The sequence below is a fragment of the Mycoplasma sp. 480 genome (genome assembly GCF_051353065.1).
Taxonomy (GTDB): Bacteria; Bacillota_I; Bacilli_A; order Mycoplasmatales; family Metamycoplasmataceae; genus Mesomycoplasma_A.
Genome location: NZ_CP195722.1, coordinates 635,111 through 661,231, shown reverse-complemented (window position 1 = coordinate 661,231; position 26,121 = coordinate 635,111). Strand labels below are relative to the sequence as shown.

General features: G+C 27.3%; 25 protein-coding genes, 3 tRNA genes and 2 rRNA genes. 23 read left to right on the top strand and 7 right to left on the bottom strand.

Features of this window, described 5'->3' with window-relative positions; genetic code table 4:
* Positions 1–294: 294 nt before the first annotated feature.
* The 13 genes from ACR34G_RS02845 (at position 295) to ACR34G_RS02785 (ending at position 13,736) form a co-directional block, all read left to right on the top strand.
* Positions 295–960: a hypothetical protein gene (locus ACR34G_RS02845; RefSeq protein ID WP_436358452.1), complete on the top strand. Its 666-nt coding sequence runs from the start codon at positions 295–297 to the stop codon at positions 958–960.
* Positions 961–1,044: 84 nt separating this feature from the next.
* The gene (locus tag ACR34G_RS02840) at positions 1,045–1,710 is read left to right on the top strand and encodes a hypothetical protein (RefSeq protein WP_436358451.1); all 666 of its coding nucleotides are present in this window, start codon (positions 1,045–1,047) and stop codon (positions 1,708–1,710) included.
* A complete protein-coding gene (locus ACR34G_RS02835; protein ID WP_436358450.1) occupies positions 1,703–2,116 on the top strand; it encodes a hypothetical protein in 414 nt (137 codons plus the stop codon). Before ACR34G_RS02840 ends, ACR34G_RS02835 begins: the two co-directional genes overlap by 8 nt.
* A 363-nt stretch (positions 2,117–2,479) precedes the next feature.
* On the top strand, positions 2,480–4,126 hold the full coding sequence (locus ACR34G_RS02830; RefSeq protein WP_436358449.1) for an IS1634 family transposase: 1,647 nt from the start codon (positions 2,480–2,482) through the stop codon (positions 4,124–4,126).
* Between the two features lie 540 nt (positions 4,127–4,666).
* Positions 4,667–6,191 (top strand): 16S ribosomal RNA (locus tag ACR34G_RS02825).
* A 303-nt stretch (positions 6,192–6,494) separates the two neighbouring features.
* Positions 6,495–9,385: ribosomal RNA gene (locus ACR34G_RS02820) — 23S ribosomal RNA — on the top strand.
* The 16S and 23S rRNA genes sit together here, the layout of an rRNA operon.
* Positions 9,386–9,574: 189 nt before the next feature.
* A complete protein-coding gene (locus ACR34G_RS02815; RefSeq protein WP_436358448.1) occupies positions 9,575–10,537 on the top strand; it encodes a DNA cytosine methyltransferase in 963 nt (320 codons plus the stop codon).
* A 173-nt stretch (positions 10,538–10,710) separates the two neighbouring features.
* Positions 10,711–11,349: a DNA-methyltransferase gene (locus ACR34G_RS02810; protein ID WP_436358447.1), complete on the top strand. Its 639-nt coding sequence runs from the start codon at positions 10,711–10,713 to the stop codon at positions 11,347–11,349.
* Positions 11,350–11,355: 6 nt separating this feature from the next.
* A tRNA-Trp gene (locus tag ACR34G_RS02805) sits at positions 11,356–11,429 on the top strand.
* A gap of 26 nt (positions 11,430–11,455) precedes the next feature.
* On the top strand, positions 11,456–12,859 hold the full coding sequence (locus ACR34G_RS02800; protein WP_436358446.1) for a hypothetical protein: 1,404 nt from the start codon (positions 11,456–11,458) through the stop codon (positions 12,857–12,859).
* Positions 12,843–13,340, top strand: coding sequence for a redoxin domain-containing protein (locus ACR34G_RS02795; RefSeq protein WP_436358445.1), 498 nt, complete (start codon positions 12,843–12,845; stop codon positions 13,338–13,340). Before ACR34G_RS02800 ends, ACR34G_RS02795 begins: the two co-directional genes overlap by 17 nt.
* Before the next feature lie 231 nt (positions 13,341–13,571).
* A tRNA-Leu gene (locus tag ACR34G_RS02790) sits at positions 13,572–13,658 on the top strand.
* Positions 13,659–13,660: 2 nt separating this feature from the next.
* Positions 13,661–13,736: transfer RNA gene (locus tag ACR34G_RS02785), tRNA-Lys, on the top strand.
* 116 nt (positions 13,737–13,852) lie between these two features.
* On the opposite strand, the gene ACR34G_RS02780 is transcribed toward ACR34G_RS02785, so the two are convergent.
* Both ACR34G_RS02780 and ACR34G_RS02775 read right to left on the bottom strand, forming a co-directional pair.
* On the bottom strand, positions 13,853–14,143 hold the full coding sequence (locus ACR34G_RS02780) for a YneF family protein (protein WP_436358444.1): 291 nt from the start codon (positions 14,141–14,143) through the stop codon (positions 13,853–13,855).
* A gap of 103 nt (positions 14,144–14,246) precedes the next feature.
* On the bottom strand, positions 14,247–14,579 hold the full coding sequence (locus ACR34G_RS02775) for a hypothetical protein (protein ID WP_436358443.1): 333 nt from the start codon (positions 14,577–14,579) through the stop codon (positions 14,247–14,249).
* Positions 14,580–14,645: 66 nt separating this feature from the next.
* On the opposite strand from ACR34G_RS02775, the gene efp reads away from it, so the two are divergent.
* From efp to ACR34G_RS02755, 4 genes are all read left to right on the top strand, one after another.
* Positions 14,646–15,209, top strand: a complete 564-nt coding sequence (gene efp / locus ACR34G_RS02770) for an elongation factor P (RefSeq protein ID WP_436358442.1) — start codon at positions 14,646–14,648, stop codon at positions 15,207–15,209.
* Between the two features lie 2 nt (positions 15,210–15,211).
* A complete protein-coding gene (locus ACR34G_RS02765) occupies positions 15,212–15,526 on the top strand; it encodes an MMB_0454 family protein (protein WP_436358441.1) in 315 nt (104 codons plus the stop codon).
* 15 nt (positions 15,527–15,541) lie between these two features.
* Positions 15,542–17,398, top strand: a complete 1,857-nt coding sequence (locus ACR34G_RS02760) for a transketolase (protein WP_436358440.1) — start codon at positions 15,542–15,544, stop codon at positions 17,396–17,398.
* Between the two features lie 309 nt (positions 17,399–17,707).
* The gene (locus tag ACR34G_RS02755; protein ID WP_436358439.1) at positions 17,708–18,298 is read left to right on the top strand and encodes a hypothetical protein; all 591 of its coding nucleotides are present in this window, start codon (positions 17,708–17,710) and stop codon (positions 18,296–18,298) included.
* A 44-nt stretch (positions 18,299–18,342) separates the two neighbouring features.
* Here the strand turns inward: ACR34G_RS02755 and ACR34G_RS02750 are convergent, their stop codons facing one another.
* The 5 genes from ACR34G_RS02750 to ACR34G_RS02730 all read right to left on the bottom strand — a co-directional run bounded on the left by ACR34G_RS02750 (position 18,343) and on the right by ACR34G_RS02730 (position 23,043).
* Positions 18,343–19,491 (bottom strand): MAG4270 family putative restriction endonuclease, encoded by a 1,149-nt coding sequence (locus tag ACR34G_RS02750; RefSeq protein WP_436358438.1) that lies wholly within the window; start codon positions 19,489–19,491, stop codon positions 18,343–18,345.
* Positions 19,484–20,314 carry a DNA (cytosine-5-)-methyltransferase gene (gene dcm, locus ACR34G_RS02745; RefSeq protein WP_436359219.1) on the bottom strand — a complete coding sequence of 277 codons (831 nt, stop codon included), beginning with the start codon at positions 20,312–20,314 and terminating at the stop codon, positions 19,484–19,486. Before dcm ends, ACR34G_RS02750 begins: the two co-directional genes overlap by 8 nt.
* A gap of 321 nt (positions 20,315–20,635) precedes the next feature.
* Complete coding sequence (locus ACR34G_RS02740; protein ID WP_436358437.1) at positions 20,636–21,835, bottom strand: IS256 family transposase; 1,200 nt, start codon at positions 21,833–21,835, stop codon at positions 20,636–20,638.
* Positions 21,836–21,904: 69 nt separating this feature from the next.
* Positions 21,905–22,153, bottom strand: coding sequence for a hypothetical protein (locus tag ACR34G_RS02735; protein ID WP_436358436.1), 249 nt, complete (start codon positions 22,151–22,153; stop codon positions 21,905–21,907).
* Positions 22,154–22,200: 47 nt separating this feature from the next.
* The gene (locus tag ACR34G_RS02730) at positions 22,201–23,043 is read right to left on the bottom strand and encodes a MurR/RpiR family transcriptional regulator (protein ID WP_436358435.1); all 843 of its coding nucleotides are present in this window, start codon (positions 23,041–23,043) and stop codon (positions 22,201–22,203) included.
* Between the two features lie 109 nt (positions 23,044–23,152).
* On the opposite strand from ACR34G_RS02730, the gene ACR34G_RS02725 reads away from it, so the two are divergent.
* The 6 genes from ACR34G_RS02725 to ACR34G_RS02700 are packed head-to-tail and all read left to right on the top strand — an operon-like array spanning position 23,153 to position 26,120.
* A complete protein-coding gene (locus ACR34G_RS02725) occupies positions 23,153–23,800 on the top strand; it encodes a hypothetical protein (protein ID WP_436358434.1) in 648 nt (215 codons plus the stop codon).
* Positions 23,790–24,422: a hypothetical protein gene (locus ACR34G_RS02720; protein WP_436358433.1), complete on the top strand. Its 633-nt coding sequence runs from the start codon at positions 23,790–23,792 to the stop codon at positions 24,420–24,422. The genes ACR34G_RS02725 and ACR34G_RS02720 overlap by 11 nt, the downstream gene beginning before the upstream one ends.
* Positions 24,422–25,093 carry a hypothetical protein gene (locus ACR34G_RS02715; RefSeq protein WP_436358432.1) on the top strand — a complete coding sequence of 224 codons (672 nt, stop codon included), beginning with the start codon at positions 24,422–24,424 and terminating at the stop codon, positions 25,091–25,093. Before ACR34G_RS02720 ends, ACR34G_RS02715 begins: the two co-directional genes overlap by 1 nt.
* Positions 25,086–25,388: a hypothetical protein gene (locus ACR34G_RS02710; RefSeq protein ID WP_436358431.1), complete on the top strand. Its 303-nt coding sequence runs from the start codon at positions 25,086–25,088 to the stop codon at positions 25,386–25,388. The genes ACR34G_RS02715 and ACR34G_RS02710 overlap by 8 nt, the downstream gene beginning before the upstream one ends.
* Positions 25,389–25,401: 13 nt before the next feature.
* Positions 25,402–25,848 carry a PTS sugar transporter subunit IIA gene (locus ACR34G_RS02705; protein WP_436358430.1) on the top strand — a complete coding sequence of 149 codons (447 nt, stop codon included), beginning with the start codon at positions 25,402–25,404 and terminating at the stop codon, positions 25,846–25,848.
* Positions 25,848–26,120, top strand: coding sequence for a PTS galactitol transporter subunit IIB (locus ACR34G_RS02700; RefSeq protein WP_436358429.1), 273 nt, complete (start codon positions 25,848–25,850; stop codon positions 26,118–26,120). The genes ACR34G_RS02705 and ACR34G_RS02700 overlap by 1 nt, the downstream gene beginning before the upstream one ends.
* Position 26,121: the final 1 nt, after the last annotated feature.

Below are 26,121 nucleotides of genomic sequence, written 5' to 3'. Positions count from 1 at the left end.
AACTGGGAAACGCAGGAAATCTTAAATGATTAAGAAACTATAATTTAATTGTGTTAATTAAATATATTACTTCATAAATTTTTTATAAGGTTTAATATAAAAAATATTTTTACTTTTAACTATAAACTCAAAAAAACAAAATCAAAAGAATTTCAATATTTTTGATAATTTATTTACTGGTCTTAAAAAATAATCAAAAATTTTATTAATAAATTAATAAAGGAATTTTTAAAAAAATTTATTGTAATTGAGTTTAAAAACTGTGTTATAATCAAATTAGGTGAAAGGAAAAAAATGAACAAAATTTATAGTAACAAAAGAAAGTTAACTTTATGTGGTTGATTAAAAGAGAATGACATTAATTCTTATAATAATCCACTAAAGCTTCAAAAATTCTTACTATTTTATGAATTATTTTCTAAAATAGCAAACGAAGAATTTGATTTTTCTTATTTAAAAGGGTATGAAAAAGGTCCTGTATTTAGCAATGTCTATGGTGATTATAAAAATCAAAGAAGCACTTTCAACAAAATAGTAGAAGAAATATATAAAAATAATCAAGATAAAATAAATAGTGATAGAGCATTAAAATGTTCTTTCATAGTTAAAACTGCAACTGAATCCACTTTATCTAATGTTACTCATAAGTTAAATCTCTGAAAATCAAAAGAAGAATTAATAAATAAAAAAGATAAAAATGTTCCTTTGGATGAAAAAGATTTTAATAATGATGATCAAGAATTAATTAAAACAATAGATTCAATGTACTTAATAGAACAAATTAAAAATTCAGAAGTAATTCATATTAAAGAAAAATTCTTTGTTTTTTCAAAGCAAGATTTTAATAATCTCACAAATAAACAAAAAGAAATTCTTGAAGAAGTAGCAGATAGCGATGAATTATATAATCCAATATATGTAGAAATAGATGAAGAAGATGGAGGTCTTATATTTGATTAACTTGAAAGTTACAATAAAAAAGGTTGAATTATATTAAATATTTCTTGTGATGAATGAACTTAATAAAAAAATAAAAGGAGAAAAATGGACAAAATTTTTAGCAATAAAAGAAAATTAATGTTATCTGGTTGACTAAAAGAAAATGATATTAATTCTTATAAAAATTCACTTAAATTACAAAAATTTTTATTATTTTATGAAATTTTTAGTAAATTAGCACAAGAAAAAGCAGACTTTTCTTACTTAAAAGGATATCAAAAAGGTCCTGTTTTTAGTAATGTCTATGGAGATTATAAAAAAAGCAGACTTCTTTTTAACAAAGAAGCGGAACAAGAATATTTAAATAATAAAAATAAAGTAAACAACGACAGAGCATTAAAATGTTCTTTTATTGTGAAAACATCAACAGAAAAAACTTTATCAGATATTACTCATAAACTTAATTTATGAAAAGTTCAAGAAAATAGAATATTGAATAAAGAAAAAAATATAATTTTAAATGAAAACGATTTTAATCAAGAAGATGAAAAGTGAATGAAAAAAATAGATCGTATGTATCCATTAGAAATGGTTAAAAATTCAGAAGTAATTCATATTAAAGAAAAATACTTTGTTTTTTCAAAGCAAGATTTTCAAAACCTTACAGAAAAACAAAAAGAAATTCTTAAAGAACTTGCAGACAGTGATGAATTATATAATCCAATATATGTAGAAATAGACAAAGAAGATGGGGGATTGCTAGTTGATTAAAGTTAAAGATGTTATTAAATTAAGAATTCCTTTTCCAAGTAAAATTTCATATTTAGCAAGAAAAACTCATATGTATATTTGCATTAAAAAAGAAGGAATGAATTACGAATTTGTGAAATGTCAAACATCAAAAGCAGAAATTATTAACTTGAAAATAATAAAAAATTATTATGAGGAGCAAGTGGATAAAAATATAAATCCTTTTGTTGTTGAAACACTTATAGATTTAGATAAAATTTTTATTACTTCTACAGTTAAATATGATGATAGAATGAAAACTGAAATTAGATCAAATATATCAGATGATTTACTTAATGATCTAAAAAACAAATTAAAAAAATATGAACCTACTAGAATTTTACTCAATGAACAAGAATTAAAATTATTAAATAAATGAATAACCTAATTCTTATTATTGTATTTTTTCATTTAAGGTTAAATTTAGTAAGAAAATATAAAAATAAAAATTTTTCCAAAAAAAGCAGAATAGTGTTATACTAATATTAGTAATCGTTAAATTACTAGTAAATTTAAAAATTTACGGATAATCATATGGAGAGTTTATCGTCAGATTAAGCGTAATATTAAGTATTCAAACCTTCAATGTAACCTTTCTCAATGGAAAGGTTTTTTTAATTGAATAGAAAAATGTTTCTCCCGTCTTTCCCAGTTGACGGGATTTTTTTCTTTTTTTTCATATATTTAATACTATGTATTAAAAAAAATATTTTTTTCTTTGAAAATCTTTCTATTATGGTATAATTACAATATGAAAAATCATTTTATACTTGAATGTAGTAATGGGAATGCTAAATATGCAACCGTTGTAAAATATTGAGAAAATAAAAAAGGTTATAAAAAAATTGCAAGTTTAGGAAATATTGAAAAATTAGAAAAAATAAATCCAAAATATTTAGAGATAATGAGAAAGAAATTGAGAGAAATTGATCCTAAAAACTCAGCAGAAGAAATAAAAAATATTTTATTAAGTGAAATTAAAAAAGATAATATTGAAAAATTTCTTAAAATGACTGAGATAAATCTAATTTATAATGTTGTCAAAAAATTAAATATTTTTGGTTCATTAAAAGAAAGTAAACATAAAGATTTAGAAGGAATTTTAGAATATCAAATAGCTTCAAAAATTCTTTATGAACAAAGCATTTTCCAAAGATTCAAAAACAAAGAAAAATTCGATAATAAAATAACAACTTCTAAAAATTCTTTTTATAGATTTCTTGATGTTTTAGTTGATAATGAAAAAGAAATTTTTTCCAATTTAAACAACATTATCACAAATGAAACAGGAAGAGATATCGAATTAGTTTTTTATGATTCTTCAACTGTTTATTTTGAATCTTTTCAAAGAAATGGACTAAGAATTCCGGGTTATTCTAAAGATGGAAAATTCAAAGAAGATCAAGTCGTTATAGGAATGGCAACAGATAGTAATGGTATTCCGATTTTTATAAAAGTTTTTAAAGGAAACACAGCAGATTCAAGCACAATGATTCCTTTTATTGAAGAAATGAAGAAAAATTACAATCTCAAAAAAGTTACTATTATCGCAGATAAAGGAATGTCAATAAACAAAAATCTCCGTTATTTAGAGCAAAAAAACATTGATTTTATAATTTCTTATAGGTTAAAATCATCAAGCAAAGAATTTAAAGAATTTGCACTTGCACAAGAAGGTTATATTGATATAAACCAAAGCTTGAAATACAAAGAATATCACTATAATTCCCATTGAAACGGAAAAAGAGTTAATGATACAATAAGAAGAAGAATTGTTGCTTTTAGTAAATCGAAAGCAAAAAAAGATTATGAAGATAGACAAATATTAATTAAAAATTTCCAAAAAAGACAAAACAAAATTGGAAGAGTTAGTGCAGAAGAAATTATAGGAATTAAAAAGTATAAATTCTTTAAAAGAGTAGGGAAAATGGAATTCGAACTCGATTATGAAAAAATCATAGAAGATGAAAAATTCGATGGACTCTATGTTTATGAAACTTCTAGACTTGACTTAAGTCCAGAACAAATTATTGAAATATATCACAAACAATGACAAATTGAAGAGAACTTTAGAACTCTAAAAAACACACTAAAAGTTAGACCAATTTATGTATGAAAAGATTCTCATATTTTAGGACATTTTATACTTAATTTTTTAGCGTTAGTTGTATTGAAATATTCCATTTTCTTAATAAATAAATTTTATAAAGATAATGGTGTTGTAGATAAAATAACAAATGATAAATTCATTGAAGCATTCAACTCTCAAACAAGTGTTGTAACTGAATTTAAAGGTGAAATAATTAAAGTAGAAACTTTAAATTATAAAACCGATGAAAACAACGATAATATCAAGTATTGATACGATATAAAAAGAGTTTTATCAAAAATGGTATAAAGAAAAAACAAAAACAATAAAATCAACCAAAAAAATGGTTGATTTTGTCTTTTTTGCTATTAACTGGGAAACTCGGGCCTTCAATGTAACCTTTCTCAATGGAAAGGTTTTTTTAATTGAATAGAAAAATGTTTCTTTGAAGCAAAATAATATTTAATAAAAAAATACTTAATTGAAGACATTTCTACATCAACTAATAAATTTAAAAATTTTTTAATTAATACATAGAATAGTTTTTGGTGATTTTAATTATTAAAATTTCTAATATATTTTTTAATAATGTTATTTAAATATTTAAATTAAGAAAAAAAATAAAAATTTACTTGAAAAATTTTGAAAATATTGTAGAATAATAAAGCAACTTAATTGTAATCAACATTTTTAGTGATTCTAATTCAATTATCAAAAAATAATCATATAAAATATTTGGAATTTTTGTAAAAAGTGTTATAATTAATTTTGTATGATTTTCACACAAAATCATTATGAAATTTAGATCTTTCAAAACTAGATGCAATAACCATAATAAACACACAAATCAATTTCAAGAGTTTGATCCTGGCTCAGGATGAACGCTGGCTGTGTGCCTAATACATGCATGTTGAACGAAGCAGTGCTTGCACTGACTTAGTAGCGAATGGGTGAGTAACACGTACCTAACCTACCTTTAAGATTGGGATAACTACTGGAAACAGTAGCTAATACCGAATATGGGTTTTCTTCGCATGAAGAAAATTTAAAAGAAGCTTCAAAGCTTCACTTAGAAATGGGGGTGCGGAACATTAGCTAGTTGGTAGGGTAAAGGCCTACCAAGGCGATGATGTTTAGCCGGGCCGAGAGGCTGTACGGCCACACTGGGACTGAGATACGGCCCAGACTCCTACGGGAGGCAGCAGTAGGGAATTTTCCACAATGAGCGAAAGCTTGATGGAGCGACACAGCGTGCAGGATGAAGGCCTTCGGGTTGTAAACTGCTGTTGCAAGGGAAGAAAAAATAGAGTAGGAAATGACTTTATATTGACGGTACCTTGTTAGAAAGCGATGGCAAACTATGTGCCAGCAGCCGCGGTAATACATAGGTCGCGAGCGTTATCCGGAATTATTGGGCGTAAAGAGTTCGTAGGTTGTTTGTTAAGTCTGAAGTTAAATACTGGAGCTCAACTCCAGCCCGCTTTGGATACTGGCAAACTGGAATTACAAAGAGGTTAGCGGAATTCCTAGTGAAGCGGTGGAATGCGTAGATATTAGGAAGAACACCAATAGGCGAAGGCAGCTAACTGGTTGTACATTGACACTGAGGAACGAAAGCGTGGGGAGCAAACAGGATTAGATACCCTGGTAGTCCACGCCGTAAACGTTGATCATTAGTTGGTAGAGAATTTACCGATGCAGCTAACGCATTAAATGATCCGCCTGAGTAGTATGCTCGCAAGAGTGAAACTTAAAGGAATTGACGGGGACCCGCACAAGCGGAGGAGCATGTGGTTTAATTTGAAGATACGCGTAGAACCTTACCCACTCTTGACATCCCTTGCAATGCTATAGAGATATAGCGGAGGTTAACAAGGTGACAGATGGTGCATGGTTGTCGTCAGCTCGTGTCGTGAGATGTTAGGTTAAGTCCTGCAACGAGCGCAACCCTTGTCTTTAGTTACTAGATTATGTTGAGGACTCTAGAGAGACTGCCTGGGTAACCAGGAGGAAGGTGGGGACGACGTCAAATCATCATGCCTCTTACGAGTGGGGCAACACACGTGCTACAATGGTTGGTACAAAGAGAAGCAATATGGTGACATGGAGCAAACCTCAAAAAACCAATCTCAGTTCGGATTGAAGTCTGCAACTCGACTTCATGAAGTCGGATTCGCTAGTAATCGCAGATCAGCTACGCTGCGGTGAATACGTTCTCGGGTCTTGTACACACCGCCCGTCACACCATGGGAGTTGGTAATGCCCGAAGCCGGTTAGTTAACTTCGGAGACGACTGTCTAAGGCAGGACCGATGACTGGGGTGAAGTCGTAACAAGGTATCCCTACGAGAACGTGGGGATGGATCACCTCCTTTCTACGGAGTACATATAGACATCTTTATTTAGCAATTTAAAAATCCTAAAATAAGCGTAAATTAATATCATTTTAGGTAATTATGGGCTTAGCTAAAGAGCATTGCATCTAGTTTTGAAAGGTTTAACTTTCATTAAATAGTTCTTTGAAAACTGAATAGCAAATATTTGAAAAATTTCAAAATATTTCAACAACAACATTACAAAAAATAACCAAGTCTAACTGTAAAAAGTTAGAATTAAATTAGATACCTTAGATATACAAACAAAAACAATAGGCTTAAAAAAATATAAGTTATATTAGCTTTTAAATAAGTAAGAGTATATGGTGGATGCCTTGGGTCTGGAAGTCGATGAAGGACATGAATACCTGCAATAAGCCTCGTAGAGCTGGATTATGCTATGAAACGGGGATTTCCGAATGGGGGAACCTAACTAGATAAACTCTAGTTGCTTTACAATGAATTCATAGTTGTAAAGGCGAGACACGTTGTAAACTGAAACATCTTAGTAGCAACAGGAAGAGAAAATAAATAATGATTTCGTTAGTAGTGGCGAGCGAACACGAAAAAGCCCAAACCATCATTTAGATGGGGTTGTAGGACATTCTATATAGAGTTACAAAAATTTATTATAGTTGAAAAAGTTGGGAAGCTTTGACAAAGAGGGTGATATCCCCGTAAACGAAATAATAAATTCTCTTGAATGTATCCTGAGTAGGGCGGGGCACGTGAAACCCTGTCTGAATCTGCCAGGACCACCTGGTAAGGCTAAATACTAACCAGACACCGATAGTGAAACAGTACCGTGAGGGAAAGGTGAAAAGAACCCCGGGAGGGGAGTGAAATAGATTCTGAAACCGTATACTTACAATTAGTCAGAGCCCGTTAATGGGTGATGGCGTACATCTTGCAGTATGGACCGGCGAGTTATGTTAACATGCGAGGTTAAGTGGATAAAAACGGAGCCGTAGGGAAACCGAGTCTGAATAGGGCGCCATAGTATGTTGATATATACCCGAAACCAGGTGATCTATCCATGAGCAGACTGAAGCTTAGGTAAAACTAAGTGGAGGGTCGAACCGTAGTACGCTAAAAAGTGCCCGGATGACTTGTGGATAGGGGTGAAATTCCAATCGAACCTGGAGATAGCTGGTTCTCCTCGAAATAGCTTTAGGGCTAGCGTGTAGTGTTAAGCATTGGGGGTAGAGCACTGAATATGGAATGGCGGCGCCTAGCTGTACTGACTATAATCAAACTCCGAATACCAGTGTGTATTACTATGCAGTCGGAACATGGGTGATAACGTCCGTGGTCGCGAGGGAAACAACCCAGATCGTCAGCTAAGGTCCCAAAATTATGTTAAGTGAGAAAGGTTGTGAGGTTTCATAAACAACTAGGATGTTGGCTTAGAAGCAGCCATCATTTAAAGAGTGCGTAATTGCTCACTAGTCAAGAGATCTTGCGCCAATAATGTAACGGGACTAAACATAATACCGAAGCTACGGGTATGAAAATGCGTTAGAGGAGCGTTCTAAGCGGCGGTGAAGCTAAACCGCGAGGATTAGTGGAGTGCTTAGAAGTGAGAATGCCGGTATGAGTAACGATTCGGAGTGAGAATCTCCGACGCCTATTGGGAAAGGTTTCCTGGGGAAGGTTCGTCCACCCAGGGTTAGTCAGGACCTAAGATGAGGCAGAAATGCATAGTCGATGGATAATAGGTTAATATTCCTATACTTCCTATAAAAGTGATGGAGTGACGGAGAAGGATAGTACTACCACTTATTGGATTGTGGGGTAAGTAATAAGAAGGATAACTTGGCAAATCCGGTTATCATAACTTTAATTTACGATGCATAGTGAAAGAGCAATCAAGTAACGAATTGTATGATTTCATGCTTCCAAGAAAAGCTTCTAGCGTTAATTTTATAGGAACCTGTACCGAGAACGGACACACGTTCCCAAGATGAGTATTCTAAGGCGAGCGAGAAAACCAATGTTAAGGAACTCTGCAAAATTATCCCGTAAGTTCGCAAGAAGGGATGCCTACTTTATGTAGGCCACAGTAAAATGGGGGGGGTGACTGTTTATCAAAAACACAGCTCTCTGCTAAGTCGCAAGACGATGTATAGGGGGTGACGCCTGCCCAGTGCCCGAAGGTTAAGTGGAGCTGTAAGCATTAGCGAAGCAGTAAAATGAAGCCCGGGTGAACGGCGGCCGTAACTATAACGGTCCTAAGGTAGCGAAATTCCTTGTCAACTAATTATTGACCTGCACGAAAGGCGTAACAATCTCCCCACTGTCTCAACATTGGACTCGGTGAAATTATGGTCCCAGTGAAAACGCTGGGTACCCGCATCAAGACGAAAAGACCCCGTGGAGCTTTACTATAGCTTCGTATTGAAAATTGGTCTAACATGTGTAGGATAGGTGGGAGACTTTGAAGTAGGAACGCCAGTTCTTATGGAGTCAACCTTGAAATACCACCCTTGTTATATTGATTTTCTAACCTGCTTCCATTATCTGGAAGGGGGACAGTGCGTGGTGGGTAGTTTGACTGGGGCGGTCGCCTCCTAAAAGGTAACGGAGGCGTTCAAAGTTACACTCAGTATGGTCAGAAACCATATGAAGAGCGCAAAGGTAAAAGTGTGATTGACTGCGAGACCTACAAGTCGAGCAGGTGCGAAAGCAGGACTTAGTGATCCGGCGGTACATTGTGGAATGGCCGTCGCTCAACGGATAAAAGCTACCCCGGGGATAACAGGCTTATCTTCCCCAAGAGATCACATCGACGGGAAGGTTTGGCACCTCGATGTCGGCTCATCGCATCCTGGAGCTGGAGTCGGTTCCAAGGGTTTGGCTGTTCGCCAATTAAAGCGGTACGCGAGCTGGGTTCAGAACGTCGTGAGACAGTTCGGTCCCTATCTGATGTGGGCGTTGGAATATTGATGAGAGCTGCTCTTAGTACGAGAGGACCGGAGCGGACGTATCACTGGTGCTCCAGTTGTTTCGCCAGAAGCATAGCTGGGTAGCTAAATACGGAAAGGATAACCGCTGAAGGCATCTAAGCGGGAAGCCTCCTCAGAGATTAATGTTCCCTTGAAATTCCTTATAGACGATGAGGTTGATAGGTTGGATGTGTAAGTGTAGTAATACATTGAGCTAACCAATACTAATAAATTGATTGATTTAATAGCTAAAATTTTAGGTATTTAATTTAATTTGAGAAGTAATTTGCTATTCAGTTTTGAAAGAACTATTAGCTCCTGAAAGGAGTTTTTTTATTATTTAAATACTTAAATAATAAACTTTTTAATGAAAGAATTTTTATTCAAAAAAGCAAAAAAATGTTTATAATTTAATGGTAGCAACGTAGAAGGAGAGGGATGGAATTTAAAATTTTAGATTTATTTTCAGGTGCTGGTGGTTTTTCATCAGGTTTTGAACAACATAAAGATTTTAAAACTAGTATTGCTGTAGATTTTGATCAAAATGCCTTAAAAACCTTTAAATTTAACTTTCCTAACACTAAAATAATTTGTGGTGATTTAACTTCAAAAGAAGTAAAGTCGCAAATTATTGAAACTGCTAAACAAGAAAAAATAAATATGATAATAGGTGGACCACCTTGTCAAGGTTTTAGTTTAAAAGGAAAACTTAAAGGTTTAGATGATCCAAGGAATTTTTTATTCTTAGAATATTATAATTTAGTCAAAGAATTAAAACCAGAAGTTTTTGTTATTGAAAATGTTAAAAACCTTTTAAATACACTAGATGGTTATTTCATTAAGCAAATATATGAAAAATTTACTAATCTTGGTTGTCAAATTAATTATGGAATTTTAAATGCTAAAGACTTTGGAGTACCGCAAAAAAGAGAAAGAGCAATTATTATTGGTTCTTTATCTAAAAACATTGAATTACCTATCAAAAATACAGAAAAAATAGTTACTGTTAAAGATGCTATTTCTGATTTAAATTATTTAGAATCTTCAGAAGGTTCTTTTGAGTCAGATTATAAATTTGAAGCACAAAGTGAGTATCAAAAAACAATGAAAAGCAATAAATTATTTAATCATCAAGCAACAAATCATTCACAAATTGCTTTAGAAAAGTTAAAAATGATACCTTCAGAAGGTGATAAAAATCACCTTCCAAAAGAACTTTGAGGTAAGCAAAAATTTAATACAACTTGATCAAGATTAAAATGAAATGAAGTAAGTCCTACAATTGATACTAGATTTGATACACCTTCTAATGGAAAAAATTCTCATCCTATTTTGAATCGTTCTATTACACCAAGAGAAGCAGCAAGACTACAAAGTTTTACGATAGTTTTGTTTTTTTAGGACCAAAAACTAGTATTTGCAGACAAATAGGAAATGCTGTTCCACCACTTTTAGCCAAAGCTATAGCAACACAAATTGCAAAGTCATATAATAAAAAAGAAAAAGAAAGTAATTATAAATTATATAATGGTGATGCTTATAAAATAGTTGATGATCTTATTGAAAATAAAATTATGGTAGATCATATTATTTGTGATCCACCTTATAATATTTCAAAAGAAAATAATTTTTCAACTCTAAACTCACCGAGAAAAGGAATTTTGTTTGGACAATGAGATCAAAATTTTGATTTATTTAGTTGAATTTCAAAGTATGTGCAACTTTTAGACGATAACGGTTCAATAGTTATTTTTTGTTCTTATAAATATATGAGTTTTATAATAAAAGAACTAGAAAATAATAAAATAGAAGTTAAAGATGTTTTAGTTTGACAAAAAAGCAATCCAATGCCAAGAAATATAAATAGAAGATATGTTCAAGATATGGAATTTGCAATTTGAGGTGTTAAACAAAAAGCAAAATGAATATTTAATAAACCAAAAGAAAAACCATATTTAAGATCGCTTTTTGAGTTCCCTATTGTATCAGGGAAAGAGAAAGTTGATCATCCTACTCAAAAAAGTTTAAAATTAATGGAAGAAATTATCAAAATTCATACAAATGAAGGGGATTTAATTTTAGATCCTTTTATGGGTAGCGGAACTACAGGGGTTGCTGCATTAAAATTAAAAAGAAATTTTATTGGAATAGAAAAAGATGAAAAATACTTTAAAATAGCAAAAGAAAGAATTGAAAAAATAAACATAAAATAATTTTATGGAGGTTTAGTATAATGGTAGTACAATGGATTCCAAACCCATTGGTAAGGGTTCGATTCCTTTAACCTCCGCCATATGTAAAAACACCAAATGGAGTAAAATGGAAAAAGAAAAAAACATATTTAATTATTTAATAAAAAATACGTCCAAATTTAATTTATCAAGTACAAATTTCTTTGAATTTTTAGATTTAAATGGAGCTAAAAAACTGATTTATGCTTTTGAAAAATTAATTTTTCAAGAAAATAAAAAACAAAAAATTTTTATTGCAAATCAAAATAGCGAAAAAGCAGATAAAATTAGTGAAATTTTTATTTCTTTATTTGAATTTAAAGATACTAATCAAATTACAACATTAAGAAAAAAAGATTCTATTTTTTTTCCTTTGTTTGCTTTTGCTTCTAGAAAAGTAGGTTTTGATTATTCTATTTATATTAGTGAAAATCCTTTAAGCAAAGAAATAAGTATTAGCTTTTATAAAGGAAATATGCAGTTTTTGAGCAAAGAGGAAATTGAAAAAATGAAATTTTATTTTGAATATGAAACAAATTTAGAATTTGAGAACATTCAAAAAAATAATAGTTTTTCAATTTTGAAAATTGACAATATTGTTGAAAATTTTGCAACCACTTTAATTAATGATTTTATGCTACGAAAAAATGATTCTAAAATTCTTAATATAGGTTTTTTAAATAAAAATAATGACATTAAATTATTACAACAAAAGATAGTTGGAAAAATGGATTTAAAATTTAATTATTCTCCTTTTAGCATAATTAAAAGTAAAATGATTAATAAACTTTACTTTAATTTATTTAAAAAATCTGATGTTTTAATAGATTATGAAAATGACTTTAATAACATTATTTTTTATGTTAAAAATAAAAATAAATATATAAAAATAAGTGATATTGAACTATTTATTACTATATGTCATTTTTTAAATACTGAATTAAATACTACCAAAATTTTAATGAATAATGAATTATTTAAAATAATAGATTTAGAAGTAATTAAACAGAGACTTTTAAATAAAGAGGGTATTAACTTAATTAATGTCAATTTGGATTCTAAAATGAATATTACTATAGAACAAAAAACTTCTTTAGTTTTTGACAATCCTTTTAAAAACCTTATTTTGTTTTTAAATTTTCTAAATTATTGCAAAACACAAAATTTAAATTTTGAAAAAATACGTGACTTTTTAAAGAAAATTTATAAATACAACGAATTAGAATTTAATTCCTTAACAAGTAAAATTAATCTAGAAAAAACAAAAAATATTTTCTTTGAAAAAGGATATAAACTGATTTTTGAACATCAAAATGATTCTATGCAAACATTTTATTGTTATTTTGAAAACAAAATGAGTGAAAAAATTTGATTTTTTTATAATTTTTCTTTTTGTAATGCAAAAATTATGTATGAATCCAAAAAAAATGTAAAATATAATTATTTTATGCACAAATTAATAAAAAGGATTAAAAATGACAACAAAATTTAAACAAAAAGAATATAGATTATTAAATAATGGAAAATCCCTTGAAAAAGGAGATGTAATTTCTTTTAAAGCAACTAACACAATGTTTGAAGATGTAGAAATCAAAAATTTTGATAAATTAACAATTATCTCTATTTTTCCTTCTTTAAACACTAGAGTTTGTGATGAACAAACAAAAGAAATTTCTAAATTAGCATCAGAATTTAAAGAAGTAAGATTTATCTCTATTTCACTTGATTTACCAAGTGCTATTGCTGAGTGAAAATCAATAAATTTATTACCTAATATTGAAATCTATTCAGACTACAAACATAGAGAATTTGGACTAAAATACGGATTTTTAATTGATCAAGTATTTTTACTAAATCGTGGTTATATAGTGTTAAACAATCAAAATAAAGTTATAGATTTTTCATACAACACAGATGTACATGAACAAATAAATTTTGAAAAAATTAGAGAAATTATCAACGAAAATATTTAAATTCAAAATATTAACTTTAAACCGCACCAAGCGGTTTTTATTTTCTTCTATCATTGTAAAAATTTCACTTTTTTCTTAAAATATTTAAAATTTTTATTATAATTTATATACTTTTATGATAATTACTAAATAATAAATAATATCAAATAAAAAATTTTAAAAAAATCTCAAAAAAATTTGGTTTTTTTAAAAAAAATAGTATAATTATAAAAGTATGTTAATACGAGACAAGCTCGAGTGGCGGAATAGGTAGACGCAAGGGACTTAAAATCCCTCGGTGGCAACACCGTGCTGGTTCAAGTCCAGTTTCGAGCACCAGTGCGCCCTTAGCTCAGCAGGTAGAGCAAATGGCTTTTAACCATTGGGTCAGAGGTTCGAATCCTCTAGGGCGTACCATTTCAATATATTGTCCAAAGAAAATACCTTTATAGGTATTTTTTTATTTTTTAATTAACTAAAATAAAGGAAAAATAGATGTTTTCAAAAAAATGAAAAAAACTTAGTTTCCTAAGTTAGTTATTTTTAGCATTTTTCATTGAACGCATAACAGCTTTAATTTGTGTTTCAGAAGCTTTTCTTCCCATTTGTAGGAACATAGCTCTAATCATTTTTTCAGTAATTGGAGGATTTTCTTTTATTTGTTTTTCAAACATTTTCTTAGATACTAAAACTCCGATGATACCACCAACAATAAATAAAATTACTGCAACAGCAATAACAATACCTATTCAACCACCAAGACCTACTCCCCCAGCTGTTTCCACAACTTTTACATTAGTTGTTTCATTAAAAATTTTTAACATAAATTTCCTCCTATGATTTTTCTCCTTATATTATACCAATCAATTAATAATTTTAGGTGAAAACTATTAATTTTATTAATTATTATTATATTGTTTTTTTGTTTTATAAAACAATAGTTCATCCAATAATTCAGGAAATTCCGATAATACAAAAAACAAGACCAAAAAATAAAGGACTAACTAATTTTATTTTTTCTCAAACTGGTAAATACATTCCAGTACTTTCATAGTCAATGTTTTTTACACTCTTTTGGTTGTTTTTTTCTTTATATTTAATTAATTGCTTTTCTTTGTACTCTTGTGCTTTTCTTTTTGTTCTTGGATAATAGAAAAATAAAATAATTCCAAGAACAATGAAAAGAGATCCAAATAAAATGGTTGCTCACAAAGGTAAACCATCTAATTTTTTATTTTCTAGTGATCCTATTTGATTCATAATATTAAATTATAAAACTTTTTAAAAATATATTATAATTAAAATAATATTTAATTAGGAGGAATAATGTTTAATGTTAATGATTTTAAACCAGGGATAACTTATCAAGAAGATGGTGAACTTTTTATTGTTTTAGAGTCCCAGCACTCAAAACAAGGTAGAGGTCAAGCAACAGTTAAAGCAAAAGTAAAAAACTTAAGAACAGGAGCTACAACAATTAAATCCTACACAGGTGGAGATAAAGTTGAAAAAGCTCATATAGAAAAAACAGGTATGAATTATCTATATAATGACGGAAACGAAATTATTTTAATGGATGAAGAAACCTATGAACAAATTGGAATTGATGTTTCTAAACTTCAATGAGAATTGAACTTTTTAAAAGATGGATTAAAAGTTATTGTTAGAAAATTCGAACAAGAAATTTTAGATATCGAATTACCTATCAATATTGAGTTAAAAGTAATTGAAGCTCCAGAAGCCGTTAAAGGAAATACTACAACAAACCCACAAAAAAAAGTTATTGTGGAAACAGGTTTTGAAGTTGAAACACCTATGTTTATTAAAGAAGGTGAAATTATTATTGTTTCAAGTGAAACAGGAAAATACGTTGGAAGAGCTGGTAAATAAATATGAATTACGTTATTGTTAATTACGGTCTTAATCAAATTTATACTGTTTATGAACAATCATTTTTACAAACAGTAAAATCTGTATTTTCTAAAACTGATTTTGTAAAACTAGATGGTGATGTTAAGATAAAATTTAACAATTCCAATACCAATATTAGTATAGAAGCTCAATTTTACATTTATGAAAACAAACATGAATTTAGCGATATTATCAATAACTTAATTAACTCTTTAAGAGAATCAATTAAGTTACTTATAGGGATAGATGCTGAAAATATTTCATTGTTTTATAAAGGAAAAATAAATAAAAAATAAAATTAAAGGATAAAAATGAACTACAATAAAAATTTAGATCAACTTTCCATTAATACTTTAAAAATTAATGGAACAGCAGCAATAAATAAAGCAAATTCAGGTCACCCAGGGATTGTTTTAGGTGCTGCAACAATTATGCACACTTTATTTTCAAGACATTTAGTTTTTAACCCAATGTCTCCAGAATGAATTAATAGAGATAGATTTATCTTATCAGCAGGACACGGCTCAGCATTATTATATGCTCAATTAAGAGTTTTAGGATTAATTAAAAAAGAAGATTTAATGAACTTTAGACAAATGGATTCTTTAACACCAGGTCACCCAGAATTTGGACATACAATAGGAGTTGAAGCAACAACTGGACCACTTGGTCAAGGAATTGGAATGGGAGTAGGACTTGCACTTGCAGAAAGTCATTTAAATTCTAAATTTTCTGAAATTAACCACTATACATATGTTTTATGTGGTGATGGAGACCTTCAAGAAGGAGTTGCTAATGAAGCTTTATCTCTTGCAGGAAAATGAGAATTAAACAAATTAATTATTTTACACGATTCAAACGATGTGCAACTTGATACAAAAGTTGAAGCAGTAAATGCAGATGATTTAAGACTAAAAATGGAATCACTTGGATTTTTCTACCAACAAGTAAAAAATGATGTAGAAAAAATTTCTAAAGCAATTGAAAAAGCAAAATCATCTAAAAAACCTTCATTTATAGAAGTAAAAACAATCATTGGTGAAGGTGCAACAAAACAAGGAACAAGCGATGTGCACGGTGCTCCACTTGGTAAAGACTTTGAAAACCTAAAAAGCAAATTAAATTGAACAATGGATGATTTTGAATTACCACAAGAAGTTGAACAATATTACAGAGAAACTCTGTTTAAACGTGGAGAAGATGCACAAAATTCTTTTACAGAATCAGAAGAATTAAAAAATTATTTAGAAAATGCTAATAAAGAAATTTCTATTAATTTAACATTAAAAGAAAATGATGCTACTAGAAATTCTTCAGGTGCTGTTATTAAATATTTAAACGAAAATACACAACACTGAATTGGTGGATCAGCAGACTTAGTTGCTTCTACAAAAGTTGGTGGAGCTGATGGGGTATTTTCAGTTGAAAACAGACAAGGAAGAAACCTATTATTTGGAGTTAGAGAATTTGCAATGGGAGCAATTGCAAACGGACTTGCACTTCACTCAGTTCTAAAACCTTTCGTTTCAACATTCTTTGTATTTTCAGATTATGTAAAACCAGCAATGAGACTTTCAGCATTAATGAAATTGCCTGTAACTTATGTATTTACACACGATTCAGTGTTTGTTGGGGAAGATGGACCAACTCACCAACCAATTGAACAATTAGCTATGCTTAGATCATTGCCTGGAATTAAAGTTTTAAGACCTGCTGATGAAAAAGAAGTAATTGCTTCATATGAATTAGCAATTAATTCAGTAAATAAACCACACGTTATAGTTCTAACAAGACAAAACATTACTTCACTTGCTTCAACAAATAAAGACTTATTTAAACAAGGAAGTTACTTTGTGAATAAAACAAATTCTAAATACGCTTTAGTTGCAACAGGAAGTGAACTAGCAACAGCACTAAAAATTGGTAAAGAATTTGATTTAAACGTTATTTCAGCATCTAACTGAGATAATAAAGTGCTTTGAAACCCTATGAACACTATTTCTATTGAAGCGGCTTCTACTTTTGGATGAGCTAAATTAGCAAGACACAATATTGGACATGATGATTTTGGTTATTCAGCTCCAGGTGATCTAGTTTATAAAAAAATAAAACTTGATTATGAATCAGTAAAACAATACGTTTTAAAACACTTTAAATTAAATAAATAAAGAAGGTGTATTACAAAAACAACAAATTTACAACCAAATACACCATCAACTGATTCCAAGTATTTTACTAAATCAAAAATTTTTAAAATTACAATTTCCGATATAGTTTTAAGTGGAATTTTAATTGCTATTTATTTAATAATTACTTCTATTTTAAGATTAACGATTTTTACAAGTAAATTAAACATTAGTTTTGAAATACCTTTTAGTATTATTTTAGGTTTAGTTTTTGGACCTTTTAAAGGTGCTTTTCTTGCAATAATTGCAGATACTTTTACTTTGCTAATAGTTGGAAGTATAGCAACTTGAATGATTGAATATGCAATTGTACCACCACTTATCGCTATAGTTTCTTGATCTTTGTTATATATTTACCAATTAAAAAATAAATGAAGTTTTATAGTTATAATCACTTCATTTGCTTTGGTAATAGTTACAATGCTTTTAATTTACTTTTTAGAAGTTTTAAATACTACCAAAAATGTTAGAATTGAAAATATTAATAAAGACTGAAGAAGTTTTTTTACAAAAGAAATAGTATTAACTTTTATTTCTATTTTTTCAATAGTAAGTATTGCAGTTTTTAGTTTCTTTATTTTTAAATATTTTAAGACTAAAAAAGAAATTTATTACCTTTTAACCTTTATTTTCGCAACTATTTGCATTATAATAATCATTTTCCGTTGACTTTGAGGACCGATTGCTTTTATTAATTATTACAATCGTTTTATCACTGTTAAAACAAATAAAGGAAGAGAAATTAGTGGATATTTCTACTTCTATCTTACTCCAATAATTTTAAAAGGTTTAATTACAATTCCAATTTATACAACAATATTAACATTATTAGTTCCTATCTTATTAAAACTTAAAAAGAAATACGATCAACCAAAATATTAATAATAAAACTCATTCGTTTGAATGAGTTTTTTAGTATTTTAATATTATGGTTGATTTCTATAATCTAAAAACTTCTTTCGCTTTTCAGTTAATTGTTGCTCTGGAATTTTTTCAATTATTTTACATAGAACTGGATTATTTTTGCAATAATCATTCATATTTTCTTTATCTAAAAAGACTATTTCTCCATTTTCAGAATTAAAAGTGAAATTATTATCATCAAATTTTTTATGTAAAGTTGGTGAAAGGTTTAAATAATTTTCTTTATCAGAGATAAAATTTAATAATTTATTAATTTCTGTATCATCTTTATTTTCTGTATTAAAGTTTGAATATCAGTAATTTATAATCATCATTTTAATCTTATAAACGGGAAAAATGTGAGCTTTTTCAATTGGTTCACTTCTTGAAAAAGGAAAAACATTTACTTGATTTATTTTACTTCTTTCTTTTTCAATTGTTTTTTCAAGTGTTTCTTTTTGTCTGCTAATTAAATTTAAATTATTTAAATAGATTTTTTTCTTTTCAGGTGAATCATTTGAATTAATTATTTTTATTGATTCATAAATATTTTTAAAAATATTTGTTGATTCTTTTTTATTGTTAATTTTTGCTTTGAACTCTTCAATATAATCATATTCAAGACTTGTTTGATAATAAATTTTTTCATAATTTGAAATATTATTGTTAAGTTTAGTAGAAAAATTTTTGAAAAATAAATGAAAATTTCTCTTGAAAATTTCGTTTTCCTTACTCAAAATCAAAGGAGCATTTTCAGGTTTAGATAATTCCCCGGCAGGATTAGAACCTCTAACTAGAGTAATAATGTTCTTAATTGTTTCATTTCTAAAATTATCTTTTAAGAAATTATTTATAATAGAAAGTTCTTTTTCATTTAATTTTACTAATTTTCTATCACTCAAACTCAATCTTTTTTCTTGAGTAAATCCAAGTAAATTGAATAGTTCATCTCTTTTTTTAAACATTGCAATTTTATCCCTAAATCATCTTTCTGTTGTTTTTAAATCAATAAAACATTCATCAAGTTTGAAGAAATAATCAACTATAACAAGTGATTCTTTCATATAAATGAAATAAAATTTCCCCTTAAAACTTGCACTTGTAGTGGTTTTGGAATCATAATTTTTTGTTTCAACATCAAATGAATTTCAAACTAATTTTGGGTTATTCATAATTCTCCTTTATAAATTCAACAATTTTTTCAAATATTTTTTCAAGCACTTCAACTGAAATTGAATTTCCTGCTAAAAATGTCATTTTTTGTTCGCTTAATAAATTAGAATCTTTAATCTTTTTTATATCTTCTTTACTAAAACCCATATATAATAAAGATTCTTCTCCATTTATTACTCTTATTTTCTTTGTATTTTCAAAGAAAAATTTTATTCTGGAATTTGCTCCTGAAGCAGTTAAAGTTGGACCTAAATGAGTATTAGCATAAATATAATTTTCAGAATTAAAATTTGTATAATTATGTATAAATGCTTTTTTAATATTATTTTTGGTTACATAAAACTCATCTATTTTTAGCTTTTTTAATTTATCTTCAAGTAATTTATCTTTAGGTGTTTGTTCTGTATCTTCTTTTATTATTTTGTTGAGTTTTTTTGTATTTTTAATAATTTCTGGTCATTCAAAACCATTTTTATTTAAAGTTGAAATCATAAAAACTCTTTCTCTATTTTGTACTGAATTGAAATCTGAAGAATTGATAATTTTTCAAGTAGAAAAATATCCAAGACTTTTTAAAAAGTCTATTCATTTATTGAAGTCATCATTAAATTTTTTACTTGCTGGGCTCTTTACATTTTCAAGCAGCAAAACTTTAGGTAGTCTATCTTTATTGGCAATTAATAACCTTTGAATTTGAAGTAATAAACCACTTCTTGTTTCTTTTGTTATTCCTTTTTGTTTACCTTGCTGTGATAAATCTTGACAAGGAAAAGAATAAGTAAAAATATCTATACCATTTGGTATAACTTTTACTTCTTTTATATCATTATAAAATGAAGGAGTCTCCTCAGAGAGAGAGAGAGAGAGAGCACTCGGCAGTTTTTATAAATTTTTCAAAAAATGGATAAATTTGTATTAAATATTCATCGGATTTCTTATTAAAAAATCTGTTAGAAACCAAATTTTTACTATCATTACTGGTAGTGTAAGATATTTTGTGTAAATTTCTCTTGCTTACTTTTTAGTAAGAGATTTGAGAATAGCAAAACACAAATCTATTAAAATTATACAAAAAATCATAAATAGACAAAACAAAAACCAGGAATTTAATCCTGTTTTTGTAAGTCATTTATGATTTTTTAATTACTCATTATCAAATACTATTTTTAATTGATTTAAAATTTGCCCTCAATTTGAGGTAATTGTTTTTCACTTTTCAAGTTGATTCTGAATTGCAAAATAAACTATTTTCATAAGCGAATCTTCGGTAGGGAAGGAAGTTTTATTTTTAGAAATTTTTCTAATATTTCTATTAAGATTTTCAATTACATTTGTTGTATAAATTAGTTTTCTAATTTCTTTTGGAAAATTGAAAAAAGTAGAAAGTTCATCGAAATTATTTCTCCAACTTTTTATTGCATAATGATATTTACTATCTCATTTGTCTTCAAATATTTGAAGAAATCGAGAAGCTTCATCAATATTATTAGATTGATAAATATTTTTCATATCTGAAGTAAATTCTTTAATGTCTTTATAGTTGACAAATTTAACAGAATTTCTAATTTGATGAACTATGCATTTTTGAATTTGAGTTTTAGGAAAAACTGCTTTTATAGCATTTGAAATCCCTGTTAAATTATCACTGGAAATTAAATAAATTTCTTCAACTCCCCGTAATTTTATGTCATTTAAGACTTGCATTCAGTATTTTGCACTTTCTGATTCTCCTATTCAGAAACCTAAAACATCTTTATATCCATCCAAGGAATAACCCATAACAATATACACAGATTTTTCAACTAATCTGTTATCTTCTTTAACTTTAAAACGTATTCCATCAATAAAAACCATACCATAAGTTTTATCTAATGGTCTATTTTGTCACTCTATAATTTGTGGCATTATTTTATCAGTTACTCTACTAATAAAACTTGGTTCCACTTCAATTCCATATAACTCATTTAATGTTTTTGAGATATCTCTAGTGGAAATTCCTTTTGCATATAAATTAATTATTTGTCCTTCGATATGAGAAATATCATATTGAAATTTAGGAACAATTTGCGGTTCAAAATTAGATTTTCTATCTCTTGGAATTTCTATTTCCATATCTCCAAATTGTAATTTAACATTTTTAGTATACGAACCATTTCTATAATTATCTTTAATAATTTTTTCATGTTCATATTTATCATAACCTAAATGTTTTTTCATTTCTTCTTGAAGAATTGATTCAAGAAGATTTTTTGTATTATTTTTTACAATTTCATAAACATCTTCGATTGTTTTTGGTTTATATTTTTCGTAAAGCTCTTTTGCAGTTTCTAATTTTTTATTCATAAAAAAATTTCTCCTTATAAATATTTTAATTTAAATATTTGCTATTGAGAAATTTTTACACAAAATTTATTACACTTCCTCATTACTTAATTTTAATTTAGATAAATTTTCTTTAATTTTATCTAAATTAATTTTATTTGTGTGACTTTCCTTCTTTTCATTTATTAAATCATAAGCAATTATTGAATCTATAAATCATTCAATTAAACCCATTGATTTGACAGTTATATTCATTTTGTTTTTAATATTGTTTAGTGCTTTAATTTGCGAACCAATTCCAGCAAAAGCTTCAAAAATTTTTATTTCTCTCTTTTTCATTTCTTTTTAAGTATATCGCGTTTCAAAAATAAACAAAAATCATTTTTTTATCTCTCTTTCTTTAAAAAATCTTGTCAAGAATTTAAAACATTGTTAGTGTTTATTAATTTTTGTTTGTATTTCTGATTTGAATTAGTGATGTAATCAAAAAAGTAATCTAAAATAACAAGGTGAGAAATTTTGGAAGCAATAGGTACTAATTTATCTAAATTATTGATTTTGGCATAAGTTATTTTTATATCAATTAATTCAGAAAATATTTTTTCAATATTTGAAGTAATTACTATTGTTTTTGCTCCAAATTCTTTTGCTTTCTTGAGAGCAAAATAAATTTCATTATTTCTAAAATTATTGCTCAAACAGATGATTGCATCATCTTTTTCAAGAGTTCCAAGTAATGGAAACATAGTGTGGAAATCCAGTTCAAAAGTTGCATCAAATCCTATTTTCTTTAGATTTGCACAAAATTCAGAAAGAATTTTTCCACTTGAACCAAGTCCAAATAATAGCACCTTTTTTGCTTTATTTAAATAGTTAGTAGCAAGTTTGATTTTATAGATATTTTCTTTTTGCACAGCAGAATTAATTGCATACTGTTGAGTCTTATAAATATTAAGAAAGTTCTTTTCAGTTTTTAAGAATTTTGTAGAAATATCTAAAATATCTAACTCTTTTATTCTTTTGTTAATAAAAATAGTTAGTGCTCTATAATTGTTAAAACCATATTTCTTGGCAAATCGTGAAATTGAAGCCTCGGAGCAATAAATTATCTGTGATAATTCTTGCTGAGTAAGGTCAAATTCCTTTTCATGGAATAAATTTATAAACTCAAGAATTTTTAATTCTACGTTAGTTAAAGAGTTAATTTTGGTCAAAATATTGTTAGTCATATTAATAATATTTTAATATATTAAATAATAAATGAAAGAAACTTTCAAAAATTTATTTTTTTCTTTCATTTATAATAAAATTATTTATGGATAATATAAAGGAGATTTTATGAAATATTCACAAAGTGTTTGTGCTATAAATAGTTTTGAATCACTTAAAATATTAGATGAACTTTCAAATTCTGGTATGACTCATATTCATATTGATTTTATGGATAGTTTTTATGTTCCAAGTTTTGGTTTTTCTTTCGAACAAGCAAAATTTTTAATCGAAAGATTCAAACATATAAATTTTGATGCTCATTTAATGGTGAAAAAACCTTTAAGATTAATTGAAAAATTAATCGAAGTAGGATTCAAAACGATTTTTATGCCAGCAAATGAAATATCACTTGAAGATTTTGTAGATGCTACTAAAAATTATCCAAATATTTGCTTTGGAATAATGTTAGAAGCAAATAATAATCCAGAAGACTTTAGAAATATAATATTAAATTCAAAAAAAATTCTTTTGATGACTATTGATAAAATAGGTGGTACTGGACAAAAATTAAATAATTTATTATTTTCAAAAGTTAATATAATTAAACAAATAAATAAATCGATTGAAATTTATTCAGATGGTGGCTTAAGAGTGACAAATAGTGATGAATTTTATCAAAATAATATAGATGTAGCTGTTGGTGGTTCCATAATATATTATTTTGATAGTGCTAATAAATTTATGAAATGATGAATAGAGAAATATGATTCTTAATATAGCAGTAATTGTTTTAGGTTCGCTTCTTGGTTTTATACTTTTAGTAGTCATTATTTGACGTTTATACGAGAAAATTAAAGGTAAAAAAAGCAATTTCAATTCTTCTAAAATTGGAAACACATCTAAAAAAACTCTTGAAAAACTATTGATTTTTGATTCATTAAATGATTCATTAACTTTAAGCAATATTCTTGTAAAAAATAATTTTGCTAAAAAAGGTTATTCGCTTTTTAGTGGAGTTGTTCTTACAAAAGAAAAAATTTATTTAATTTCTGATTGTGTTTCACTTGACAACTATGAAAAAATTTTAATTGATGAAAAAGGTGTTTTTTTACAAAAAAATAATAAATCATTTAAAAAAGATCTTTGAGAAACCTATTGATTAAATGAGTCATCAAGATGACTTGAGAAAAGATTCAAAGATAAATATGAAATTTTAATTCTTGTTGATGAAAATCTTAATAGTGATTTAATTGAAAATAAAACAAAATACAGATTTATAGATATTTATTCATTAAATAAAGAAATAGAAACTCAAAGTCAAACTTTAATGAATCCACAAAAGGTAAGTGAAATATTTTTAAAAAACAATTTATTTAAAAAGGAAGATTCTAAATAATGAAGTTTAATATTTTAGGGATTTTTCTTTTAGTTTGTGTTTTGATAATCCAAATTTTTATTGTTTTTGTTTATAAAATAAACTTAAAAATAAAATATCAAAAAATTGGTTTAAATTTGGTAGAAAAACCAACAGTAATTGTTCAGAAAAATTTAAGTACTAAATTCAATAAAATATTTAATTTAAGTTTAAATATTAGTTGATTTAAAACTCAAATTAATATAAAAAAATCCTTGTTCTTTATCTCTAAAGAGAATTTAGGTTCAAATATTTTTTCACTTGTTAATTTACTTCACTTTAATTTTTATTGTTCAAATATAAAGAAAAATACAGAAAAAATAACTCTTATCTTTAAATATTTAATGATTTTATTATTTAGTACAGGTTGAGTTTTACTTACTATGGATTTATGAATTTGATCACTTTGTGTATTATCTTTATTTATTTTACTATTAGTATTTGAATTTGTTTTTAGTTATAAAATTTCTAAAATAGCATATATACAAACGAAAAATTATATTATTGAAAAATATCATAATCAAAATCTAAACTTAATTTTAAGTTATTTAAAATACAAAAGATTTTCACTTTTAGAAAAATATTTAACTTTTTATATTACTATCATTCAAGAATTAACTATTAAGTTTAAAAATTGGGGAAAAAATGAATAAAAAAACTAAACAAGAGTTAATTGAACATTTAGTTTATAAATATGCACTAGATGAAAAATATTTATCACAATTGTCATTAGAACAACTTGAAGAACTTTATCAAGAAAAAGAAAAAGAATCGTTATTAATTGCTAAAAACCCAAATAAATTCTTTTATATTAAAAGTTTACCTGTTCCAAAAGAAGTGGAAACAAAAACTTCTACAAAAGGTGGTTGAATAATATTTGGAGCATTTATTACAGTAATTATTTTTGCAATTGTTTTGTTTTTATTATTAGCTTTCTTAAAAAATTAAAATAAGGAGAAAAATGAAGTTATTTGACAAAAAAATGATGGAATGACAAGAAAATTGTCATGATTGAAAGGAAGTTGTACACAAAGGTGTAGAACTACTTGTAAAAGAAAATAAAGCTACATGAGAATTAGAGACAAAAATTTTAGATTCAACTGCACAATACGGAGCTTACTATGTTTTAGAAAAAGGAATAGCACTACTCCACGGACCTGCAGGAGATCATTGTTTAGAAGCTGCAACTTCCACACTTATTTTAAAAGATGAAGTAGTTTTTAATAATCAAGAAGATAAAAGTGCAAGAATTATTATAACTCTTTCAGCACCAGATAATACTTCTCACATTGGTTTTATTCAAGAATTTGGAAATTACTTTATGAATGAAGAATTTAAACAAAAAGTTTTAAAAGTTAAAAATATGCAAGAGTTTTTGGATTTAATAGAAAAATACGAGGTGAAATAATGAACATTAGATGTGTTTGTGGTTCTGGTTTAGGTTCAAGTCTTTTATTAGAAATGAATGTCAAATCAGTTTTAGATAAATTGGGAGTAGATTACGAATCTGTTGAACATACTAACATTTCATCATTTTCAAAAAATGGTGTTGATTATGTAGTTGTTGGTGCAGATGTTGCTCCTACATTGGATTTTCCAAAAGAAAAAATGGTTGTTTTAACCAACATTTTATCAAAAGATGAATTAGAAAAAAAATTAAAAGAATTATTAAAAATATAAT